The 21,918-nt window shown below is 55.6% G+C and carries 19 protein-coding genes; 3 read left to right on the top strand and 16 right to left on the bottom strand.

Annotated features, from left to right (window positions below):
• Positions 1-41: 41 nt before the first annotated feature.
• Together purD and purH are read right to left on the bottom strand one after the other, a co-directional pair.
• Positions 42-1,328 carry a phosphoribosylamine--glycine ligase gene (gene purD, locus P0Y67_RS13495; protein WP_342392264.1) on the bottom strand — a complete coding sequence of 429 codons (1,287 nt, stop codon included), beginning with the start codon at positions 1,326-1,328 and terminating at the stop codon, positions 42-44.
• A gap of 95 nt (positions 1,329-1,423) precedes the next feature.
• Positions 1,424-3,010 carry a bifunctional phosphoribosylaminoimidazolecarboxamide formyltransferase/IMP cyclohydrolase gene (gene purH, locus P0Y67_RS13500; protein ID WP_342392265.1) on the bottom strand — a complete coding sequence of 529 codons (1,587 nt, stop codon included), beginning with the start codon at positions 3,008-3,010 and terminating at the stop codon, positions 1,424-1,426.
• A gap of 220 nt (positions 3,011-3,230) precedes the next feature.
• On the opposite strand from purH, the gene zntR reads away from it, so the two are divergent.
• Positions 3,231-3,641 (top strand): Zn(2+)-responsive transcriptional regulator, encoded by a 411-nt coding sequence (gene zntR / locus P0Y67_RS13505; protein WP_342392266.1) that lies wholly within the window; start codon positions 3,231-3,233, stop codon positions 3,639-3,641.
• 110 nt (positions 3,642-3,751) lie between these two features.
• Complete coding sequence (gene ppnP / locus P0Y67_RS13510) at positions 3,752-4,033, top strand: pyrimidine/purine nucleoside phosphorylase (protein WP_161446815.1); 282 nt, start codon at positions 3,752-3,754, stop codon at positions 4,031-4,033.
• A gap of 194 nt (positions 4,034-4,227) precedes the next feature.
• Here ppnP and P0Y67_RS13515 read toward each other — a convergent pair whose 3' ends face one another.
• The 14 genes from P0Y67_RS13515 to P0Y67_RS13580 form a co-directional block, all read right to left on the bottom strand.
• Positions 4,228-4,758 (bottom strand): MltR family transcriptional regulator, encoded by a 531-nt coding sequence (locus P0Y67_RS13515; RefSeq protein ID WP_218386524.1) that lies wholly within the window; start codon positions 4,756-4,758, stop codon positions 4,228-4,230.
• A 55-nt stretch (positions 4,759-4,813) separates the two neighbouring features.
• Positions 4,814-5,962, bottom strand: coding sequence for a mannitol-1-phosphate 5-dehydrogenase (locus P0Y67_RS13520; protein WP_342392267.1), 1,149 nt, complete (start codon positions 5,960-5,962; stop codon positions 4,814-4,816).
• A 63-nt stretch (positions 5,963-6,025) separates the two neighbouring features.
• Positions 6,026-8,002 carry a PTS mannitol transporter subunit IICBA gene (locus tag P0Y67_RS13525; RefSeq protein ID WP_342392268.1) on the bottom strand — a complete coding sequence of 659 codons (1,977 nt, stop codon included), beginning with the start codon at positions 8,000-8,002 and terminating at the stop codon, positions 6,026-6,028.
• 574 nt (positions 8,003-8,576) lie between these two features.
• On the bottom strand, positions 8,577-8,873 hold the full coding sequence (gene fis, locus P0Y67_RS13530) for a DNA-binding transcriptional regulator Fis (protein WP_027254108.1): 297 nt from the start codon (positions 8,871-8,873) through the stop codon (positions 8,577-8,579).
• Between the two features lie 22 nt (positions 8,874-8,895).
• Positions 8,896-9,861, bottom strand: a complete 966-nt coding sequence (dusB, locus tag P0Y67_RS13535; protein WP_027254107.1) for a tRNA dihydrouridine synthase DusB — start codon at positions 9,859-9,861, stop codon at positions 8,896-8,898.
• Between the two features lie 155 nt (positions 9,862-10,016).
• Positions 10,017-10,901: a 50S ribosomal protein L11 methyltransferase gene (gene prmA / locus P0Y67_RS13540; protein WP_342392269.1), complete on the bottom strand. Its 885-nt coding sequence runs from the start codon at positions 10,899-10,901 to the stop codon at positions 10,017-10,019.
• A 143-nt stretch (positions 10,902-11,044) separates the two neighbouring features.
• On the bottom strand, positions 11,045-12,520 hold the full coding sequence (gene panF, locus P0Y67_RS13545; RefSeq protein WP_342392270.1) for a sodium/pantothenate symporter: 1,476 nt from the start codon (positions 12,518-12,520) through the stop codon (positions 11,045-11,047).
• Entirely contained in the window at positions 12,513-12,794 is a 282-nt protein-coding gene (locus P0Y67_RS13550; RefSeq protein ID WP_342392271.1) for a YhdT family protein, read from the bottom strand. Before P0Y67_RS13550 ends, panF begins: the two co-directional genes overlap by 8 nt.
• 191 nt (positions 12,795-12,985) lie before the next feature.
• A complete protein-coding gene (accC, locus tag P0Y67_RS13555) occupies positions 12,986-14,329 on the bottom strand; it encodes an acetyl-CoA carboxylase biotin carboxylase subunit (RefSeq protein ID WP_120513540.1) in 1,344 nt (447 codons plus the stop codon).
• A gap of 11 nt (positions 14,330-14,340) precedes the next feature.
• The gene (gene accB / locus P0Y67_RS13560; protein ID WP_342392272.1) at positions 14,341-14,799 is read right to left on the bottom strand and encodes an acetyl-CoA carboxylase biotin carboxyl carrier protein; all 459 of its coding nucleotides are present in this window, start codon (positions 14,797-14,799) and stop codon (positions 14,341-14,343) included.
• A gap of 22 nt (positions 14,800-14,821) precedes the next feature.
• The gene (aroQ, locus tag P0Y67_RS13565) at positions 14,822-15,274 is read right to left on the bottom strand and encodes a type II 3-dehydroquinate dehydratase (RefSeq protein WP_161446882.1); all 453 of its coding nucleotides are present in this window, start codon (positions 15,272-15,274) and stop codon (positions 14,822-14,824) included.
• 501 nt (positions 15,275-15,775) lie between these two features.
• Entirely contained in the window at positions 15,776-17,725 is a 1,950-nt protein-coding gene (gene acs, locus P0Y67_RS13570; RefSeq protein ID WP_342392273.1) for an acetate--CoA ligase, read from the bottom strand.
• A 201-nt stretch (positions 17,726-17,926) separates the two neighbouring features.
• Positions 17,927-18,553: a 3'-5' exonuclease gene (locus tag P0Y67_RS13575; RefSeq protein WP_342392274.1), complete on the bottom strand. Its 627-nt coding sequence runs from the start codon at positions 18,551-18,553 to the stop codon at positions 17,927-17,929.
• A 22-nt stretch (positions 18,554-18,575) separates the two neighbouring features.
• Positions 18,576-20,405 carry a DUF294 nucleotidyltransferase-like domain-containing protein gene (locus P0Y67_RS13580; RefSeq protein WP_342392275.1) on the bottom strand — a complete coding sequence of 610 codons (1,830 nt, stop codon included), beginning with the start codon at positions 20,403-20,405 and terminating at the stop codon, positions 18,576-18,578.
• Positions 20,406-20,651: 246 nt separating this feature from the next.
• On the opposite strand from P0Y67_RS13580, the gene P0Y67_RS13585 reads away from it, so the two are divergent.
• Complete coding sequence (locus P0Y67_RS13585) at positions 20,652-21,824, top strand: 3-phenylpropionate MFS transporter (protein ID WP_342392285.1); 1,173 nt, start codon at positions 20,652-20,654, stop codon at positions 21,822-21,824.
• Positions 21,825-21,918 lie beyond the last annotated feature (94 nt).

A 21,918-nucleotide genomic window follows, 5' to 3' on the forward strand; every position in this document is an offset into this window, starting at 1 on the left:
TTGCTATCTCTGTTTCATGCTGCGTTTTATTCGCTGACAGCTCAGTCCTGTTCACGGGCAATGGCGCGGTAGCCAATGTCGTCGCGGAAGAACACACCGTTCCAGCTGATTTGTTTTGCCAACGCATAAGCACGTTGCTGAGCATCAGACACAGTTTCGCCCAGAGCAGTGGCACATAACACGCGGCCGCCATTGGTCACTACGGCACCGTCTTTGCTGGCAGTCCCGGCATGGAAAACTTTTTGTGCGTCGCCGTCCTGCAGAGGCAGACCGGAAATCACATCCCCTTTGTTGTAGTCACCCGGGTAACCACCGGCCGCCAGCACCACACCAATCGCCGCACGCGGATCCCACTGAGAGTCCACAGTATCCAGTTTGCCATCAACAGCCGCCAGACACAGCTCAACCAGATCTGACTGCAGGCGCAGCATAATCGGCTGGGTTTCCGGGTCGCCGAAGCGGCAGTTATACTCAATCACTTTCGGCGTGCCGTCAGCCATGATCATCAGACCAGCATACAGAAAGCCTGTATAGGGATTGCCTTCGGCTGCCATACCGCGCACTGTAGGCAGGATAACTTCGTCCATCACCCGCTGGTGGATTTCCTGAGTTACCACAGGAGCCGGAGAGTAAGCGCCCATGCCGCCGGTATTGGGACCTGTGTCGCCGTTGCCAACGCGTTTGTGATCCTGACTGGTTGCCATCGGCAGTATATGTTCGCCGTCCACCATCACAATGAAGCTGGCTTCTTCGCCGTCGAGGAACTCTTCGATGACTACGCGGTGGCCAGCTTCGCCAAAGGCATTGCCTGCCAGCATGTCGCGCACGGCTTCTTCGGCTTCTTCCTGCGTCATGGCCACGATCACGCCTTTACCGGCCGCCAGACCATCGGCTTTGACCACAATGGGTGCGCCTTTTTCTTTCAGGTAAGCCAGGGCCGGCTCGATCTCGGTAAAGTTCTGGTATTCCGCCGTCGGGATCTGATGGCGGGCCAGGAAGTCTTTGGTGAAGGCTTTGGAGCCTTCCAGCTGGGCGGCGGCCTGGGTCGGACCGAAAATCGGCAAGCCCGCAGCACGGAACGCGTCAACCACACCGATCACCAGCGGCGCTTCCGGGCCAACAATGGTCAGGCCGATTTGCTGCTCTTTGGCAAACGCCACCAGTGCCGCCGTGTCTTCCACACCAATCGCGACATTTTCCAGTTTTGGCTCTAAGGCAGTACCGGCATTGCCCGGTGCCACGAAGACTTTTTCTACCTGTGCAGACTGAGCCGCTTTCCAGCCCAGGGCGTGCTCGCGGCCGCCGTTACCAATGACAAGAACTTTCATGCTAAATCCTTTACCTCGTTAGATGGAGGAAAGCCCCTGATAAGATCAGGGGCTGATATACGCAGGAAGACGCCACACAGACGCCTTCCAAAATATTAATGACGGAAGTGACGCATGCCTGTGAAGACCATGGCCATGCCGTGTTCGTCGGCAGCGGCAATGACTTCGTCATCACGCATTGAACCGCCCGGCTGAATCACACAGGTGATACCAGCTGCTGCCGCCGCATCGATACCGTCGCGGAACGGGAAGAAGGCATCGGATGCCATCACACTGCCGGCCACTTCCAGCTTTTCGTCCGCCGCTTTGATACCGGCAATTTTGGCTGAGTATACGCGACTCATCTGGCCGGCGCCTACACCGATAGTCATGTTGCCTTTGGCGTAGACGATCGCATTGGATTTCACGTATTTAGCCACTTTCCAGCAGAACAGGGCATCGCGCAGCTCTTCGTCGCTTGGCTGGCGTTGGGTGACCACTTTGAGATCATCCAGGCCGACCATGCCCTGGTCGCGGTCCTGCACCAGCAGGCCACCGTTGACGCGTTTGATGTCAAACTCTGTGGTTTTGCTGTGCCACTGGCCGCATTCCAGCAGACGGACGTTTTGCTTGGCAGACACCACTGCAGCGGCTTCGGCGCTGACGCTGGGGGCAATAATCACTTCCACGAACTGACGCTCAACAATGGCTTTGGCGGTGTCGGCATCCAGCTCGCCGTTGAAGGCAATGATACCGCCGAAGGCAGACGTCGGGTCTGTCTTGTATGCGCGATCATAAGCTTCCAGCAGGTTGGCTCCCAGCGCCACACCGCAAGGGTTGGCGTGTTTGACGATCACACAGGCTGGCTGGTCGAATTCTTTAACGCATTCCAGTGCGGCATCGGTATCTGCAATGTTGTTGTAAGACAGTGCTTTGCCCTGCAGCTGGCGCGCTGTGGCGACGGAAGCTTCTTGCGGCTGTGCTTCAACATAAAACGCCGCATCCTGATGGCTGTTTTCGCCATAGCGCATGTCTTGTTTCTTTATGAACTGCTGATTGAAAGTGCGCGGGAACTTAGAGTCTTCGTCAGCAGAGTCACCATAAGAAGGCACCATGGTGCCGAAATAGTTGGCAATCATACCGTCGTAAGCGGCGGTGTGTTCGAAGGCGGCGATCGCCAGATCAAAACGGGTGACATGGGTCAGAGAGCCGTCGTTGTCGGCCATTTCAGCCAGCACCCGGTCATAATCGTGCGCATTCACGACTATAGTCACGTCTTTGTGGTTTTTGGCGGCACTGCGCACCATAGTCGGGCCACCGATATCGATGTTCTCAACGGCGTCTTCTAAGGTACAGCCCGGCTTGGCGACGGTGGCCGCGAACGGATAGAGGTTAACCACCACCATATCAATCGGTGCAATGCCATGCTCGGCCATGATCGCATCGTCCTGGCCGCGTCGGCCCAGTACGCCGCCATGCACTTTCGGGTGCAGGGTTTTAACACGGCCATCCATCATTTCAGGGAAGCCCGTGTAGTCGGAGACTTCAGTTACCTGAATACCTTTATCAGCCAGCAGACGGGCAGTACCGCCAGTGGACAGGATATCGACGCCACGGTTGGCAAGAGCTTGTGCGAATTCAACAATTCCCGTTTTGTCTGATACGCTGATCAGAGCACGGCGAATAGGACGAGCGTTTTCCATTGCTACCATCTCTTTGATTGCGGTGAATTATTTGCCAAAAGCTGACCTGTTATACTGAGGTTGCCTTTGGCAAATAGCCTCATCCGTCAGGCGGGATGGGATTTGCGTAATGGCGCGTATTTTACATGATTCCCGGCATTGCGCAAACGTTTGCCTTGGGCCGTAAACGGTCAGCCGCGGGCGCTGTGCAGGGAGAGTTTATAAGGATCATGAGGTTATTATGGCTAGGTACTTGATCGGACAACTGGCAAAGCTCTGCGAGGTCAGCAGTGATACCTTGCGCTTTTACGAGAAGAATGGCCTGCTGATCCCCGGCGAGCGCAGTGAAAGCGGCTACCGGCTCTACAGCGACGACGATGTTTCCCGCATTGGCTTTATTCTGCGGGCCAAAGCCATCGGCCTGAGCCTGGAGGAGATCCGGGAACTGCTGGCGATACGGGTCGAAGCCGATCAGCACAGCTGCGCGGAAGTGAAAGCCATCACTCAGGCCAAGTTAGACGACATTGACAGCAAACTGGCGGAATTACAGCGAATACGCCGGGCATTGAAGCGCTTGAATGACGCCTGTTGCGGCGAGGCGGATGACGATGCCAGCCATTGTTCCATCCTGGAAGCCCTGGCCGATGAGTAGTAATGACTCAGCCCTCAGCAAGGGCTGATAAAGGTGTATGCGACCGCAAAAAACTGTGATAGCGTGATGGGTTTCCAATGCCCGAACAGAATAACAGGATAAGGATTATCATGCTGAATACTAACGAATATTTTGATGGAAATGTAAAATCTATTGGTTTCGAAGCCGAGGGTGCGCGCAGCAGTGTCGGCGTGATGCTTCCGGGATCTTATACCTTTGCCACCGCGGCTCCAGAGCGCATGACAGTGGTCAAAGGGGCGATTTCGGTCAAGCTGCCGGGCCATGTTGATTGGGAAACCTACAATGCCGGTGATGATTTTGAAGTCCCGGGTGATGCCTCATTCGATGTCAAGATTGCAGAGACAACCGCTTATTTGTGTGACTATCTGTAATCTGCCCTGCTACCCGCCAGCTGGGATACCAGCTGGTTTTCCTGTCCGACATTCCCTCCTGTCATCCCTTTCTTATGTTTTATGTTTTTTATATCAATGGCTTACTTAGCTTTCATGCGAGCGGAGCAACTGACGGAACGAGTCGTTGTTCAGGCTGTCTGCCACAAGGCCGGGCAGGGTAAAGCGGACGGGATCTAAAACGGGCTGTCTTTGTTGAGGGAAGTGGCAATGCCGGAAATGGCCAGTGCCAGGGTGGATTTGACTATCTGTTCCTGACGAGCGGTTTGCATCTGGTAGAAAGCCAGATCGATGTCTTCTGTGATCGGGGCCATGTCCAGCTGGGCAATGCCCATCACATTGGCCTGATGAAGCGCCTTGATTTCTTTAATGATTTTAGGGTCGGTAAAATGGTATTCGGTCACATCCCGGTTGAGCATGTCTTTGATATGCAGGCAGCGTTCAATGTCCTGATAGACAGGCTGGGCAATCACCCCCAGGCCGTACAGCAGTTTAAGGCGCACGCTGAGCTCCCCAAGCGGACCTGTGTCGTGCAGCAGCGGTTCTACCACGGATTTCACCGCAAAGTCGTCCTTGCGGAAAATTCGCTGGATCAGCGCATCGACGGCTTCTTCTAAGATATCCACAGAGGTAATAAAAAAGCCGCGTACTGTGGTGGCCTGGTTCAGGCGTTCAATCATGTCAGCTTCGTGTTCACAGGGTGCCATGGCTTCGTCTTCTCTTTGTGCCGCAAAGGCGGGGAGCGAACTCCCCGCAAGGTGATCAGGTCAGCGTCTGATAGCAGTGTTCAATGTCACGGGCCACCTCGCTGTCAGCGTCCAGACCCGTGTACTGTGCCAGTGTCTGACGGACCCCTTTTTCGTGTAATGTTTGCTGCAGTTCCACTGCCTGCGGATCGGTATCATTAACATACTTCAGGGCCGCAGCTATGCCTTTGATCAGCATGCGATTGTCAGTCCCGTACTCCAGAGTGCCCAGCAGGGGTTTGATCAATCTGTCGTTGCTGCCCAGCTTACGCAGCGGCTGGCGGCCAACTCTGTCAATCTCATCGCGCAGGAAGGGATTGGCAAAGCGGGTCAGAATTTTTTCGATGTAAGCATAATGCTGCTCACGATCAAAGCCATACCGGCGAATCAGCACGTCGCCGCTTTCCCGCATTGCGGTTCTGACCTGGTCGCGGATCTCTTCATCTTCTATCGCATCGCGGATCGTCTGGTAACCTTTCAGCGCGCCCAGATAGGCGGTAATGATATGGCCTGTGTTGAGGGTAAACAACTTCCGCTCGACAAATGCCATCAGGTTATCTGTGGTTTCCATCCCGGCAATGCGGGGGATCTCGCCTTTGAACTGTTGCTGGTCGACAATCCACTCGCTGAAACTTTCCACTGTGACTTCCAGGGGATCATCGTTAGCCGCTTCCGCAGGCGGCACAATGCGGTCGACGGCTGAATCGACAAAGCCGACATGCTGCTCCGCCAGCAGCCGGTGCGCCGGCGTTAATTGCTTATAGACTTCCTCTTTCAGGTGCGTGGTGCCCCGCACCATGTTTTCACAGGCAATGATATTGAGCGGCTGGGTGTTACCCGCTTCAAACCGTTTGGCCAGCCCGCTCGCTATGGTGCTGGCAATTTTATCCAGCACCGCAGGGCCGACGGCTGTGGTGATCAGATCGGTATGCACTATCTGATTGATCACGTCCGGTCCGGCGGCATTGACCGCTGTGATATGGCTGACGGTATCCAGATGACAGTCATTGCCTACCACTTTGACATTGTAAGACTGCGCATGGCTGAGCTGGTCGATCAACGGCCCGTTAACGTCGGCAAAAGTGACGTTAACCTCGGCATCTGCCAGTACTTTACCAATAAAACCCCGGCCGATATTGCCGGCGCCAAAATGAACTGCTTTCATGATGATGACTACCTTAAGTTTGTGAGAGGCCGCGCTGGGCGGCCCCGGTATCTGCACTGGCGGTTACGCCGCTTCTTCACTGGCCAGGATGCTGAGCACTTCCCGGACATCCTGGGTACGCTTGAGGCGCTCAATGGCCTCGTGGTCATCCAGTGCGTTAGTGATGGTAGTAATCACCTGAATGTGTTCGTCATTTTTGGCGGCAATGCCGATCACCAGATGGGCAATGTCGTCTTTGTCATCGGTAAATGCCACCCCGGCCGGGTACTGGCAAATGACAATACCGGTTTTGATCACCCTGTCTTTGGCCTCCACCGTCCCGTGCGGCACAGCGATAGACTCACCGAGATAAGTCGGCACCAGTGCCTCGCGGGCAAACATGGCGTCAATGTATTCAGGTTCGGCATAGCCCAGTTTGACCAGCTGCTCACCGGCAAAGCGGATGGCATCGTCCTTATTGGTGGCTTTGAGCCCAAGATGGATGTTGGCCGCCTGGATCTGGAAAACCGAGGGTTGCTGCGGCGCCAGACTGTCGTCATTGGCGGCCACCGGCGTCAGTTTCACCAGGTTCGGATCATTCGCCGCTTCCGGGCTGGACGCGGCGATGATACGGGTGATCAAATCATTGTAGATCTGACCGTCAAGGAAGTTGGTCAGCGAAATATGCTGAGCCTGCGGGGCATGCTTGCGGGCACGCTCAGTGAGATCCTTGTGGGTGATAACAATATCGACATCATCGGGCAGGTTGTTGATGGCGCTGTTAGTGACATCAATATTCAGTCTGGCCTCACTGACTTTCTTGCGCAGTAAACCGGCGCCCATGGCGCTGGAACCCATACCGGCATCGCAAGCCACTATGATGCGGCGAACCTGACTGAGCTGAACCTTGGATGCTGGGTGGCTGCTGGCTGTGGTCGGCGCAGAGCCTGTGGCAGCAGCCCCTTCAGTGGCTTTGCCCGATTTCATGGCTTTCATTTTCTCGCTGGCATTTTTCAGCGCGCTGCCGTCGTCGTCTTCGGTCACTTTCTGGGTTTTCAGCAGCAGTGCAGCTACCAGGAAGGACACTGTCGCGGCTGCCACGATAGAGCACAGCACACCCACTATGGAGGCTTTCGGCGCCATCAGCATCACGGCAAAGATAGAGCCAGGTGATGCCGGCGAGACCAGACCGGCATTGAACAGGGTCAGGGTGAAGACACCTGTCATGCCACCGGCAATCGCCGCCAGGATCAGGCGCGGATTCATCAGAATATAGGGGAAGTAAATCTCGTGGATCCCCCCGAAGAAATGGATGATGGCAGCACCGCCGGCGGTCTGTTTGGCCGTCCCGCGGCCGAACACCATGTAAGCCAGCAAAATGCCCAGTCCGGGACCCGGATTCGCTTCAATCAGGAAGAAAATAGACTGACCGACCTCATTGGCCTGCTGAATGCCCAGCGGCGAGAAGATACCGTGGTTGATGGCATTGTTGAGGAACAGGATTTTCGCCGGCTCAACGAAGATTGAGGTCAGCGGCAGCAAACCGGCATCGACCAGGAAATTGACCCCGGCAGCCAGACCGCCAGAGAGGATCTTCACGAAAGGGCCGATCAGGAAAAAGGCAACGATGGCACACAGCATCCCTATGATGCCAGCCGAGAAGTTGTTGACCAGCATTTCGAAGCCGCTTTTGATTTTGCCTTCAACGGCCTTATCAAAGTGCTTAATCGCCCAGCCGCCCATAGGGCCGACAATCATGGCGCCCATGAACATGGGGATATCTGTACCCACGATCACACCCATGGTGGTCACGGCACCCACCACGGCACCCCGATCGCCACCCACCAGTTTACCGCCGGTATAACCGATCAGCAGTGGCAGCAGGTAAGTAATCATAGGACCTACCAGTTTGGCTATCGTCTCGTTGGGCAGCCAGCCGGTCGGAATAAAGAGAGCGGTAATAAACCCCCAAGCGATGAATGCGCCAATATTGGGCATCACCATGTTGGAGAGGAAGCGGCCAAAATTCTGTATCTTGACCTTGGTGTCTGGTGATATCATAACGTTTCCCCGTTTGATGTTCAGCTTCAAGTTCTGTTGTGTCGATAACGGTTCGCCAAAACCGTCGATTGCTTCGTACCCAATCAATCTACCACAGATCCTGAAAACGGAACTGATAACGGGGTTCTCGTGATCCCCGTCTCCTTTTTTAGCTATCCCCCACCAAGATACAGTGATCCAACTAACAATTACCCTGCGTAATAAAATTACATTTATCGTGTTTTTTCATAGTCAATTAATTTTAGTTGCTCGATGTCACATTTATTAACTGATGGGTTATTAATCTTATGGTGATCTTGATCACGCATCATGCATTTGGTCAAACGTTGCCAGGGAGACTTGGTGACCTTGATCACTCCGCTAATTTTGTTCGCGCTGTGAAATAAAAGCGCATTTTTCAGGTGCTATCAATTTGTCGCTAAGTTACAGCCTGGGGTTATGCATCTGCAGGCTTACGGGCGTGCATCGGGAAAGTTTGGCGGGGTGAGCGTCAGGGGCGGACAGGGGAAGGGCCATCAAAAAAGGGCTATGCGTGTGCATAACCCTGTAAAATCAGCGTCATCTGAACTGATGATCAGTTCATGCCGTATTTTTTCAGTTTCTTACGCAGGGTACCGCGGTTGATGCCCATCATAGTTGCCGCGCGGGTCTGGTTGCCGCGGGTGTACTGCATGATGGTGTCCAGCAGGGGTTGCTCGACTTCAGCCAGTACAAGCTCGTACAGATCATCGACGTCCTGACCGTTCAGCTGGGCGAGATAGTTCTTAAGCGAGGCTTTGACGGAGTCACGCAGTGGTTTCTGAGTGATTTGGTCTTGAGAAGTGACAGTAGTCACTGTAAGTGCTTCGGAAGTCAGATTTTGTTCGAACATATTCTGTAAGCTCTTCTGGTATTTATGCAACGTTGTCGAAGTAGCCTTGCAGCGCATCGATTTGCTCTTGAGCATCTTCGAGTGCGTTGAAGGTCCGGCGGAAATCACCCGCAGAAGCCTGTTCTTTGAGGTACCACGACACGTGTTTACGTGCGATGCGTAACCCCTGGTACTCCCCATAGAAAGCGTGGAGTGCCTGTACATGCTCCAGCAAGATGCTGCTGACTTCTTCAAAAGAAGGCGCTGGCAGGTGTTCACCGGTTGTTAAATAATGCTGGATTTCCCGAAAAATCCACGGCCGTCCCTGCGCTGGGCGGCCAATCATCAAGGCATCGGCCCCGGTATAATCCAGGACGAAGCGTGCTTTTTCCGGTGAGTCGATATCACCGTTCGCAATCACAGGAATCGACACCGCCTGTTTCACTGCCTTGATGTAATCGTATTCCGCTTCCCCTTTGTACATACAGGCCTTGGTTCTGCCGTGCAGGGCCAGTGCCTGAATGCCACAGTGTTCAGCGAGCTGTGCGATCTCGACACAGTTTCGGTTCTCTGTATCCCAGCCGGTCCGTGTTTTCAGCGTCACAGGGACGTCCACGGCGCTTACCACGGCCTTGAGGATATCCTCGACAAGATCCGGGTATTGCAGCAGGGCAGAGCCAGCCAGGCGCTTGTTCACTTTCTTGGCCGGGCAACCCATGTTGATATCAATGATCTGGGCACCGTGCTCCACACTGAAGCGGGCGGCGTCGGCCATCTGGCGGGGATCTGCCCCGGCAATCTGTACCGAACGAAGTCCAGACTCACCTTCATGCACCATGCGGTTGAGCGACTTGGCCGTTTTCCAAACGTCTGGGTTGGCAGACATCATTTCGCTGACCGCCATACCTGCGCCGTGGCGCAGGCACAACTCACGAAACGGACGATCGGTCACACCTGCCATTGGCGCGACAATTAACGGGTTGTCTAATTGATATGGACCGATCTTCAATGTCTGTTCCTGACTATGCCAGTAAGGGCGCGCATTTTACGCATTTTTTGCTGTGCTGAAAAGGCCAATATTTGAGCATCCTGATTTTGGATTGCAAAAGGTCATGGAATTCAGTGTATTGCTCATAAAATGCACAATGGACAAATTTGTCAGGATCAGGCTTTTTGGCCTGAAATCCGGCACCATTCCTCGCGGGCGGCGATCGGATCCAGCGTCAGCTCGTCGCTGTAATGGCTGGCCACATCGTCGGCCTGAGATTCCAGTACTCCGGAAATCGCCAGCAGGCCCTTGTCCCTGACCAGGCTCTTGATCACCGGTGACAGCTCACGCAGCGGACCGGCCAGAATATTGGCAACCACCACGTCGGCTTGCAGATTTTCCGGCTGATCTTTGGGCAGATACAGGTCGAGGTTTTCAGACACACCATTGCGTTCAGCGTTGTCACGCGAGGCCAGAATCGCCTGCGGATCGATATCAATCCCGATCACTTTGGCGGCGCCCAGCTTGAGTGCGGCGATAGCCAGAATGCCGGAGCCGCAGCCGAAATCGATCACGGTTTTGCCCGTCAGATCCTGGCCGTCCAGCCATTCCAGACACAGAGAGGTGGTTGGGTGCGTCCCGGTGCCGAATGCCAGGCCCGGATCGAGCAGCACGTTGACGGCTCCCGGCTCAGGCGCTTCACGCCAGCTCGGGCAGATCCACAGACGCTGACCGAATTTCATCGGGTGGAAGTTATCCATCCACTCGCGCTCCCAGTCTTTGTCTTCCAGCTGCTCAACCTTGTAGGCAAAATCGTCAGCCAGCAGCGGACTGCTTTTCAGCAGCGAGAGCACCATGTCCATGTCGCTTTCCGCATCGTACAGGCCAATGACGTCGGTATCGCCCCACAGGCGGGTTTCGCCCGGCAGCGGTTCGAAAACCGGGGTGTCCTGTGCGTCGAGAAAAGTGACCGACAGAGCGCCGGTTTCATCCATCAGCAAGTCACCAATGGCTTCTGCATTGGCCGCAGTGGCATTCAGTTTCAGTTGAATCCAAGGCATGAGTAAATTCGCTATCAAAGAGACTTTGGCATAAGGCCGCGGAGTTTAGCACGAAAAGTAGTCAGCTCGCATCAGCTTCCTAGCGGGCACGGCAGAGGATACTGACGGTAGAGTAAAAAATAGCACCCCCTGATGCTATTTTGTCAGTTTGCAGTGAATTCCGCCTTTGCGTGCTGGCAATGTGCCCGGTTGGGCCAGAGGTAGCTGGCAGCGACAAAGCTGATCAGCCCGACCAGCAGGGTCGGGACAATCGCATGCACACCATGCAGATCCGGCTTGAACAGTGATAGTGTGATGTAACATCCCAGCCCGCTCAGCATGGAGGCAAAGGCCCCGGCGGCCGAGGCTTTTTGCCAGTACAACCCCAGCACCAGAGGCCAGAGAAAGACGGCCTGCATGCCGCCAAAGGCCAGCAGGTTAAGCCAGATAATCATATCCGGCGGATGGGTTGCCGCGATAAAAACCAGTAGCGAGAAAATGCCGGTCACCCACAGCGATAACTTTGGCAACCGGCTTTCGATATCAGGCTGTTCCGATGCTTTGGGGTTGATGTAATTCAGGTACAAATCTTTCAGCAGTGTCGCGGAGGCCTGAATCAGCTGGGAATCAATGGTCGACATAATGGCCGCCATCGGGCCGGCGAGAAAAATGCCGGCCACTACAGGCGGCAGTACGCCCATCATCAAGGTCGGCATGATCTGATCCGGCGTGGCAATATCCGGGAAAATCGCCCGCCCCAGTGCGCCGGCCAGGTGCATCCCCAGCATCAGAAAAGCGACCATGGCGGTACTGATCACCATGCCGCGATGCAGGGATTGACTGTCTTTGTAGGACATACAACGCACGGCGGCATGGGGCAGACCAATGACGCCGAAGCAGACCAATATCCAGAAGCTGAGCATAAAGGGCTGTGACATAAAGTTGTCCGGACCGTACGGCGAAATCAGCGCCGGATCGATCTGGTGCAGCGTGGTGACCAGCTCACCTAGGCTACCGCCTGCGTGAATAATGCCAGCCAGCAGGGCCAGCGTGCCGATGATCATCATGATGCCTTGTAAGGTGTCGGTCATGACCACGGCCCGGAATCCGCCAATCGTGGTGTACAGCCCGACGGTGGCGGCAAAAATCATCAGCCCCTGAGAGTAAGACAGACCGGTGACGGTTTGCAGTAACCGGGCCCCGCCGACAAACTGCACCACCATGGTACCGAAAAACGCAAGCAGCAGTGCCAGGGAAGCAAAAACCACCACGCCCCGGTGCTGATAGCGGGCGTAGAGCATGTCATTGAGGGTCAGCGCGTTATGTTTGCGGGCTTCAATCGCAAATTTTTTCCCCAGCACCCCGAGTGTCAGCCAGGCGGCCGGGAGCTGGATCATCGCCAGCAATACCCAGCCCAACCCCATCTTGTAAGCCGCACCGGGGCCGCCAATGAAGGAACTGGCACTGGCATAGGTGGCCGCCAGTGTCATCGCCAGCACGAAGCCGCCCATACTGCGGTTACCCAGCAGATATTCGCTTAAAAACCCGCTGCCTTGCTGAGCGCGGCGGCGGGTAAACAGGGCCAGGGCAAACACGGCTGCCAGATACAGCACGAGCGGGATCAGTAATTGATTATGCATCGTCATCCTCCGCATCCGCTGACAGCGGCATATCCTGATAAATGCACTTCACCATCAGGGCGCACAGCAGCGTAAAGAGTACCGGGCCGACGATGCAGGCAAGCAGAAACCAAAGCGGTAACCCCCAGTAAAGCGCAGGCAGGCTGCTCTGCATGGGCTCAGGGGCAAAGAAATAGGCAGAGCAGTACCACCACAGAAAATAGGCGACAGCCAGTCCCAGCGCCCATCTGGCTTCTCTGTGCGCCTGACGGTATCGGGTGGAAAGTGTCTTCATACTGAATTTCCGGTCAGTCAGTGTAAAACGGCGAACGACGTCGGTATCCGGGCGAAATCGTTCCGAAAAGAAGAAAAAGAAAGATATTGTGACAAATGACATTCGTCTGCACCAGCGGCAGGTCATTGATTCGGGAAATAAAAAGGCTGCCCTTAGGCAGCCTTGGTTCAGCTCTGAAAGCGAGGTGTCTGTTATTGCAGACCCAGCTTTTTCTCCAGATAGTGGATGTTGGCGCCACCGTGCTGGAAGTTCTCGTCTGCCATGATGTCTTTCTGCAGCGGAACGTTGGTCTTGATGCCGTCGATGATCATCTCGTTGAGGGCGTTACGCATGCGCGAAATCGCCACGTCACGGTTTTCACCGTAGGCAATCAGTTTGCCGATCATTGAATCGTAGTGCGGCGGAACCGTGTAGCCGCTGTAGATGTGGGATTCCCAACGGATACCCATACCACCTGGCGCATGGAAACGCTCGATCTTGCCCGGAGAAGGCAGGAAACGCACCGGATCTTCAGCATTGATACGGCATTCAATCGCGTGGCCACGCAGGTGAATGTCGCTCTGGCTGAATGACAGCGGCTGACCGGCAGCAATGCGCAGCTGCTCTTTGATCAGATCAACGCCAGTGACCATTTCGGTCACAGGGTGTTCAACCTGGATACGGGTGTTCATTTCAATGAAATAGAACTCGCCGTTCTCATACAGGAACTCGAACGTACCGGCACCGCGGTAGTTGATTTCGATACAGGCACGGGTACAGCGCTCACCGATGTACTTGCGCATTTCTTCGGTGATGCCCGGTGCCGGCGCTTCTTCAACCACTTTCTGGTGACGGCGCTGCATGGAACAGTCACGCTCACCCAGATGGATAGCACCGCCCTGACCGTCAGCCAGCACCTGTACTTCGATGTGGCGTGGGTTTTCCAGGAATTTTTCCATGTACACCATATCGTTGCTGAACGCCGCTTTGGCTTCTGCACGTGTCATGGCGATCGACTGGATCAGATCCGCTTCTTTGCGTACCACACGCATACCACGGCCACCACCGCCACCAGAGGCTTTGATGATTACCGGATAACCGATACGCTTGGCGATAGACTTGTTTTTGGCTTCATCGTCGCCCAGCGGGCCGTCAGAACCCGGCACACAAGGTACGCCCGCTTTTTTCATGGCGTTGATGGCCGACACTTTGTCACCCATCAGACGGATAGTGTCCGCTTTAGGGCCCACGAAGATGAAACCTGAACGTTCAACCTGCTCGGCAAAATCCGCGTTTTCAGACAGGAAGCCGTAACCCGGGTGGATGGCGACTGCACCGGTCACTTCTGCCGCACTGATGATGCGGGGAATGTTCAGGTAGCTGTCTGTGCCTCGTGCTGGACCGATACAGATAGACTCATCTGCAAGAAGAACGTGTTTCAGATCGCGGTCAGCTGTGGAGTGCACAGCGACCGTTTTGATCCCCAGCTCTTTACAGGCACGCAGGATACGCAGGGCGATTTCGCCGCGGTTTGCTATGACTACTTTATCTAACATATGCGCCTCAGTTACTCGATGATAACCAGAGGTTGATCGAATTCAATCGGGTCACCGTTTTCGGCCAGGATAGCCACAACGGTACCGGCTTTATCGGCTTCGATCTGGTTCATCATCTTCATGGCTTCAACGATGCACAGGGTATCGCCAACGTTTACGCTTTGACCGACTTCCACAAAGGATTTTGCTTCCGGGCTAGGCGCGCGGTAGAAAGTACCGACCATAGGCGACAGTACCTGGTGACCGGCAGGCGTAGCAGGAGCAGCTGGTGCCGCCGCTTCAGCAGGTGCGGCAACCGGTGCCGCAGGAGCGGCTGGTGCCGGCGCTGCGTACATTTGCGCAGGTGCAGCAACCGGTGCTGCTGTGGTACGGCTGATGCGTACCGATTCTTCGCCTTCAGAGATTTCCAGCTCGGAGATGCCTGATTCTTCTACCAGTTCGATAAGTTTCTTGATCTTGCGAATATCCATGTATCTTTACTCTTAATGTTGTTCATTGAGCGTTCTGAAGGCGGCGGACAGCTGCCTCCAGGGCGAATTCATAACCATCCGGGCCCAGGCCGCAGATCACTCCGACTGCCTTGTCAGACAGGTAGGAATGGTGGCGGAAGGGCTCGCGGGCATGCACGTTTGACAAATGTATTTCAATAAACGGGATAGCCACGCCCAACAGCGCATCGCGAATGGCGACGCTGGTATGGGTGTAGGCTGCCGGGTTGATGAGGATAAAATCCACGTTACCGTGCGCCTGGTGGATGGCCTCAATCAGTTCGTGTTCTGCATTGGACTGCAGGTGATCCAGTGTCACGCCCAGACTGGCGGCTTTGGCACTCAGGTTTGCTACAATCTGATCCAGTGTCTGCTGGCCATAGTGCCCCGGCTCGCGCAGGCCCAGCAAATTCAGATTGGGTCCATTAAGCAGTAAAATGCGGTAATTAGTCGACATATTCTGTTATCTATACCTGTTCTTGCTGATTCAAGCGACAAAGCACAAAAAAACTGTGACTTTGCTTCCTTTCATGCAAACCATCACGGCCTAAAACCTGTTAGTTGCTCAATTATAGAGAATTCAGCGCAATTCGCAGCAAAATACTGGTCTAATCACCACTTTTTTGACCTTACAACTGTACGCAACTGGCGTAAATTGCCGCGGGCAGCCCCCATTTTCGCCGCCTCTTCAGTAAGATAGCGGACAGATTAACCTCACCTACAAGATAAGCGGCCAATCACCTTGAATCTTAATCAGTTTTGCTGAAATTCACCGCACAATGCAGCAGGTTCAAGCAAAGATGCTGTGGCGCTGAATCAGACAAATCAGACAATGGAAGATTGCCGGGAGTTCCCGCAGTACGGATTTGCTTAGGTTTCTGCTGGCATCGGAGCCGATTGGCAGGGAAAAGAAGAAAGCCGCCTGGCGGCGGCTTGGATTGAGTGCAGGTTTTGTCGGTTAGACGACTTTTTCTTTTTCAGCGATCAGTTTGTCGACCACGCTGGGATCGGCCAGGGTGGAGGTATCGCCCAGCGAGCCGGTGTCCCCGGTGGCGATTTTACGCAGTATCCGGCGCATGATCTTGCCGGAACGGGTTTTCGGCAGGGCGTCAGTCCAGTGCAGGAAGTCCGGTGTGGCTATCGGGCCGATTTCCTTGCGCACCCAGTCTTTGACTTCTTTATGCAGCTCAGCCGTTGGTATCACGCCGTCGTTCAGGGTGATATAGGCATAAATTGCCTGGCCTTTGATATCGTGCGGTACGCCGACGATAGCGGCTTCAGCAATCTTGTCGAAGGCCACCAGTGCCGATTCAATTTCTGCTGTCCCCATGCGGTGACCTGAGATATTCAGTACGTCATCGACACGGCCGGTGATCCAGTAGTAACCGTCTTCATCGCGGCGGGCGCCGTCACCGGTAAAATACATGCCTTTAAAGGTCGAGAAGTAAGTCTGCTCGAAGCGCTCATGGTCACCCCACAGTGTACGCATCTGACCCGGCCAGCTGTCCAGCATCACCAGGTTACCTTCCGTCGCGCCAGGCAGAATGTTGCCCATGTTATCGACCAGCGCCGGCTGAACGCCAAAGAACGGACGGGTGGCCGAGCCGGGTTTCAGCGCGGTCGCGCCCGGCAGCGGGGTGATCAGGATGCCGCCGGTTTCGGTTTGCCACCAGGTATCGACGATAGGGCAGCGGCTGTCACCGATAGTGCGGTGATACCATTCCCAGGCTTCCGGGTTAATCGGCTCGCCGACAGAGCCCATGATCCGCAGCGATGAACGCCGGGTACCGGCAATGGCCTCATCGCCTTTGGCCATCAGGGCGCGAATGGCGGTCGGGGCGGTATACAGAATGTTGACCTGATGCTTGTCGACCACTTCGCTCATGCGGGCGGTGGACGGATAATTAGGAACGCCTTCAAACAGCAGGGTGGTGGCACCGTTGGCCAGTGGCCCGTACACCAGGTAGCTGTGGCCGGTGATCCAGCCCACATCGGCGGTACACCAGTACACTTCACCTTCCTGATAGTCGAAGACATATTTAAAGGTCATGGTCGCGTACACCAGATAGCCGCCTGTGGTGTGCAGCACGCCTTTCGGCTTGCCGGTCGAGCCCGAGGTATAGAGGATAAACAGCGGATCTTCAGCGTTCATCGGTTCCGGGTCGCAATGATCCGGCACGGCTGCCGTGGCGTCATGCCACCAGACGTCACGCTGATTGTCCCACTCAACCGGATTACCGGTACGCTGGAACACCACCACTTTCTCAATGCTGGTGACCTCAGGGTGTTTCAGGGCATCGTCGACGTTTTTCTTCAGTGGCACAGCGCGGCCGCCGCGGACACCTTCATCGGCAGTCACAACGACTTTGGCTTTTGAATCTATGATACGGCCCGCCAGTGCTTCCGGCGAGAAGCCACCGAAGACGATAGTGTGCACCGCACCGACGCGGGTACAGGCCAGCATAGCCACCGCCGCTTCGGCCACCATCGGCATGTACAGGCAAACCACATCGCCTTTTTGGACGCCCTGTGCTTTGAGGGCGTTGGCGAACTGGCAGACTTGCTTGTGCAGTTGGTGATAAGTCAGGGTGGCATCATCGGCCGGATCGTCACCTTCCCAGATGATGGCAGGCTGATCGCCGCGGGTTGCCAGATGACGGTCGAGACAGTTGGCGGAGACGTTCAGTGTGCCGTCTTCAAACCATTTGATATTGACATGGCCGGTATCGAAAGAGGTTTGTTTAATCTTGTTGTACGGGGTGATCCAGTCAACAATCTTACCGTGCTCACGCCAGAAAGCTTCCGGGTCGCTGACAGACTGCTGGTACATGTCGATGTATTGCTCTTCCGTGATATGAGCCCGCTCAGCAATCTGCTGGTTGACAGGGTAAACATGAACCTCACTCATCTCATTCTCCTTGTGTTTCCGTCTTCGTCCTGCGCGGACCGGATCATTGATCATTATAGTTGTGTTAACTTGAGCCAGATTCGGAACCGGCTCAATTAGACTTTAGGATGAGTGTGCGCTGTCATGGCTTTTTCTGTGTATTTGCATTGGCTTACATTATTTTCCGCCAGGCTGGTTGGAGGAGTGACGAGCAAAAAGCCATCACAAGGGTGAGGTCAGAGCGGGCAGATCCCCGTGCTTGAGCCGGACATAGATCAGGGCGGCGGTAATGCTGTCCTGCAAGGCATCGTGCCGCTCCGGGTGCGGCAGGCCCAAATGACGGCTGATGGCCTCAAGGCTCAGATCGTAGCAGGTATTGGGCAGTTGACGCTCAAGCTGCTCATGGTACAGGTGGCTGACTTCGACCAGCTTATTGGGCAGGGCAAACCCGAACAGACGCTTGAAATAGCGGTCGAGAATCGCCTTATCATAACGGATATGGTAGCCGACCAGAGGGCGGTTGCCGATGAACTCCAGCAGCAGGGTCAGCGCCTCTCTGGGCGCCAGGCCGTGACGGAGATCCTGATGGCGCATCTTGTGGATGGTCACCGAGGCCGCGCTCAGGCTGTCGGGCGGGCTCAGGGTCAGATACAGCGACTCACTGGTCAGAATCCGGTTGGCTTTGATGCGGGTTGCCGCAATCGTCACCAGCTCCGCGCTGGCGGGATCCAGGCTGGTGGTTTCACAGTCAACCGACACCAGCTCATCGCCGCTATAGCGCTGAAACAGGGCGTGTATCGGGTGATGGCGGAACTTGTACTGATACCACCAACGACGCAGAATATTCATTTCATCTCACCATTCCTTAGTATCAGTCTCTGAGCTGGTAGTGATAGCCGAGCCATTCTTTAAATTTTTTCACCACATGCAGGCTGTGTCGCAAGAGATCGCGCTCTGCCCGGCTGAGTGAGGCCAGATCTAACATATGATGCTGTCCGGCTGAGGCCGTGCCTGCAGGCAGGCTGAGCTGCTGGCGCAGCCTGAGGCGGATGAAAAGTTTCAGTGCCTCGCTCAGATTGGACGCCGTACTCGGCTCCAGCACCTGGCGCTGTTCCAGTACGACCAGGCGGCGAAAGGTGTTGGTGTCTGTCACGTCGTGTTCGAGTGCCAGGGTTCTGATGCCGTGAACAATCGGGAAAATACCGCCCCGCTTGATGTCCGGTCCGCTTTTACCGCGCTTGAGCTGGCCGAACAGGGTCAGGGGAACGCTGAACTTGAGCGCCGGGCGGGCAAAGGTTGCCAGCAGTAATTCCTGACTGCTGAGTCTTTGATGCAGGCGGTGTTTGACCGGTGTCAGCAGTTGCCTGTTACCGGCAACGGCCTGAGCATCCGCCAGGATAGCCAGCGTCATCATGGCGGTTTCATCCCCTTTATCGCAGCATGTTTGCACGGTGCGCTGCCAGCCGGAGACGCTCTGGACCCAGTCCGGATTATTGACCATGACTTTTCCGGGGCAGGGCGGATAACCCAGCTGACACAGGGTGTCGCTCAGTTGGGCCATCACAGCCTGACACTCGGGCCAGTCGACGCCATCAGCGAGGATCAGGGCGTTATCCTGATCGGTTTTCAGAATTTGCTCACCGCGGCCTTCTGAGCCCAGCACCAGCAGGCAGCAGAGCGGCTGCCATTGCTCAGGCACCACCAGCTGAAAGGCTTTTTCAATAATCTGTTCATTAATACTGGCAATCAGCTCCATCAGAAAACGGGTATGAATGCCGTTGTTGAACAGTGTCTCTACCAGTGCCTGCTGGCTGGCTGCCGCCAGTGCCAGTTCCTCTATGCGGGTGGCGCGGGCAATACGCAGCGCCAGCACATGGGAATGAGTGGAAAACAGGCTCAGTACCTGGGTCATATCCAGCATACCGGCGATGTCATTGCCCTGTGTGACCAGCACGCGTTTGACCTTGTGCCGGGTCATGGTGATCATGGCCTTGAACAGATACGCCCCCAGCTCAATGCTGATCACCGGCGAGGTGGCGATCTGGCCGACTGCTGTGTCGCCAGTGAGGTTATCCAGCATCACGGCGTGCAGCAGATCGGTACGGGTGACTATGCCAAACCTGTGTTCGGCCTGCTCTGCCGTGTCATCCACTAGGGTGAAAGCCGCGTCACAGTTGCGCTGGCGCATGTGTTCGGTGGCAGTACGCAGATCGGTTTCCGCTGGCAGGATCAGACAGGGCTGGATATTGTCCTGGCGGATGCGGGTCAGAATGAACTCCGCCAGATTCTGTTGCTGGTGCGCCTGCTCAAGTAATTGCTGGCGGGTGGCCAGATCGCTGTTGAAATAAGCCGCGAACGACGGATTGTGCCGGCACAGCGCGGCAAAATGGGCCTGAGGGAGCAGGTAGCACAGCGTATCTTCTGTCGCCCGGTACTGGTGGCGGCTGTGACCGCTGAACTGGGCGCGCACATCAAAAAGGTCATCTGTGGTGTAGTGGGCAAAGTGCTCTTGCCGGTCCGCCGAGGTTTCTTCCACGCTGCCTTTAATAATGATGTGCAGCGACTGGCAGGGATCGCCGGCCCGGATGATCACCTCGCCGCTGCGAAAATACGCCACATCCAGCGCTTTGAGCAGTGCGTCCTGCTGGCTGCCATCCAGCCGGTCAAAAGGGATCAGTGACGTATTAAAGGTATCCGGCATTGCTCTCTCACTTTGTGGTGCTAGCGCGGGTGTGCACAGTGGTGATGGTGAATCCTCTGCTAAGCAGTGTCGCCCAGTGCCCGCTTTTGCTCCAGCCGACTTTAGTCTAGGGGACGGCCAAACAGCCGCTGCGCTGTCAAAGGCGGGATAATGTGCGGGATCAGGGCCAATAACGTTGCTGCCGCCTTTCCTGCCATGTGCTCGACAGGCATAATGGCGACCATTTTCATGCAGCAGGGTTTTGGGATGTTAAGAAGTAGCCCGTTTGGCTGGACAGCGCAGTATATGTTCGGCTTTTACTTTAACTATGGCGTGTATCTGCCGTTTTGGGCCGTCTGGCTGAATTCACTGGGCATACCGGCCGGTGATATCGGCGTGTTGCTGGGCCTGGGCCTGGGGGTGCGCTGCTTTGCCAATATGGTGCTGACGCCCAGGGTACACCAGGTGGAGCACCTGTTGCCGGCCTTGCGCTGGCTGGCGGTACTCAGCTTGATCTGCTGCGTGTCATTTGTGATGGTCAGCGGTAATTTGATCGCACTGACAGCCGTGATTGTACTGTTCAATATTCTCGTCGGGCCGGTGATCCCGCTGACAGACAGTCTGGCTAATTATTACGCCAAACACGGGCATTTAGACTATGGTCGAACCCGGCTGTGGGGATCGATCGCTTTTATTGTCGGTTCGACCATAGCCGGTATGGCGGCCGCCGAGTTTGGCGCGGCGGTGATCCCCTGGGTAGCGGTTGGCGGGCTGGCTGCTGCCCTGTTATTGTCGTTGCGCCAGCCAACTGTGTTGCCAAGCGAAGCCACCACAGTACGTCAGCCCCGGCCTCCGTTACTGGGGATTCTGCGCGATAAACGGGTGATGCGTTTTCTGATCATTGTGGCCCTGCTGCAGGGAAGCCACGCCGCGTATTACAGCTTCAGCGCCATGTACTGGAAAACGATCGGTTACAGCGAAGCGGTGAGCGGTTATTTGTGGAGTTTCAGTGTGATCGCTGAGGTTGCGGTGTTTGCACTCAGCAAGCGGTTGTTTGCCGGCTGGAGTGTGGCAGCCATGTTCCGGCTGGCGGCGGCGGGTGTCTTGTTGCGCTGGGGACTGACCGCGACCATGACAGAACTGCCGATGCTGGTGCTGACGCAGGCGCTGCATGGCGTGACCTTTGCGGCGGCGCATCTGGCGGCGATTCGTTATATTCAGCATGCGCAAAGCCACCAGATGGTTGCCCTGCAGGCGCTGTACAATGCCTTGCCGCTGGGCGCTGTCATGGCGGCGCTGACCACCCTGAGTGGCTGGGGATACGGCTGGTGGGGTGCTGATGTGTTCTGGCTGATGGCCGTGATGGGGCTGCCGGTATTGCTGATGAGCATTGATGAATCGCCCCAGACCGAACCGAGGGCGGCGCGCGAAGTGCATTAAGCACAACAGCCTGGCGGGGGAGATGTGACCTGCCGGACGGATACTCACCCGAGAGTGAGGTACACTCGGCCCCAGGCACGGGGCCGAATCAGGG

Origin of the sequence: Photobacterium sp. SP02, from assembly GCF_038519165.1 — a bacterium.
Classification (GTDB): Bacteria; Pseudomonadota; Gammaproteobacteria; order Enterobacterales; family Vibrionaceae; genus Photobacterium; species Photobacterium halotolerans.

Bases quoted from the DNA above. Each gene is read 5' to 3' on its own strand.
- acs (WP_342392273.1), bottom strand. From the start codon at position 17,725: ATGAGTGAGGTTCATGTTTACCCTGTCAACCAGCAGATTGCTGAGCGG.
- accB (WP_342392272.1), bottom strand. From the start codon at position 14,799: ATGGATATTCGCAAGATCAAGAAACTTATCGAACTGGTAGAAGAATCA.
- purD (WP_342392264.1), bottom strand. From the start codon at position 1,328: ATGAAAGTTCTTGTCATTGGTAACGGCGGCCGCGAGCACGCCCTGGGC.
- accC (WP_120513540.1), bottom strand. From the start codon at position 14,329: ATGTTAGATAAAGTAGTCATAGCAAACCGCGGCGAAATCGCCCTGCGT.
- ppnP (WP_161446815.1), top strand. From the start codon at position 3,752: ATGCTGAATACTAACGAATATTTTGATGGAAATGTAAAATCTATTGGT.
- P0Y67_RS13580 (WP_342392275.1), bottom strand. From the start codon at position 20,405: ATGCCGGATACCTTTAATACGTCACTGATCCCTTTTGACCGGCTGGAT.
- aroQ (WP_161446882.1), bottom strand. From the start codon at position 15,274: ATGTCGACTAATTACCGCATTTTACTGCTTAATGGACCCAATCTGAAT.
- P0Y67_RS13575 (WP_342392274.1), bottom strand. From the start codon at position 18,553: ATGAATATTCTGCGTCGTTGGTGGTATCAGTACAAGTTCCGCCATCAC.
- P0Y67_RS13585 (WP_342392285.1), top strand. From the start codon at position 20,652: ATGTTAAGAAGTAGCCCGTTTGGCTGGACAGCGCAGTATATGTTCGGC.
- prmA (WP_342392269.1), bottom strand. From the start codon at position 10,901: ATGCCTTGGATTCAACTGAAACTGAATGCCACTGCGGCCAATGCAGAA.
- P0Y67_RS13520 (WP_342392267.1), bottom strand. From the start codon at position 5,962: ATGAAAGCAGTTCATTTTGGCGCCGGCAATATCGGCCGGGGTTTTATT.
- P0Y67_RS13550 (WP_342392271.1), bottom strand. From the start codon at position 12,794: ATGAAGACACTTTCCACCCGATACCGTCAGGCGCACAGAGAAGCCAGA.
- panF (WP_342392270.1), bottom strand. From the start codon at position 12,520: ATGCATAATCAATTACTGATCCCGCTCGTGCTGTATCTGGCAGCCGTG.
- fis (WP_027254108.1), bottom strand. From the start codon at position 8,873: ATGTTCGAACAAAATCTGACTTCCGAAGCACTTACAGTGACTACTGTC.
- zntR (WP_342392266.1), top strand. From the start codon at position 3,231: ATGGCTAGGTACTTGATCGGACAACTGGCAAAGCTCTGCGAGGTCAGC.
- purH (WP_342392265.1), bottom strand. From the start codon at position 3,010: ATGGAAAACGCTCGTCCTATTCGCCGTGCTCTGATCAGCGTATCAGAC.
- P0Y67_RS13515 (WP_218386524.1), bottom strand. From the start codon at position 4,758: ATGGCACCCTGTGAACACGAAGCTGACATGATTGAACGCCTGAACCAG.
- P0Y67_RS13525 (WP_342392268.1), bottom strand. From the start codon at position 8,002: ATGATATCACCAGACACCAAGGTCAAGATACAGAATTTTGGCCGCTTC.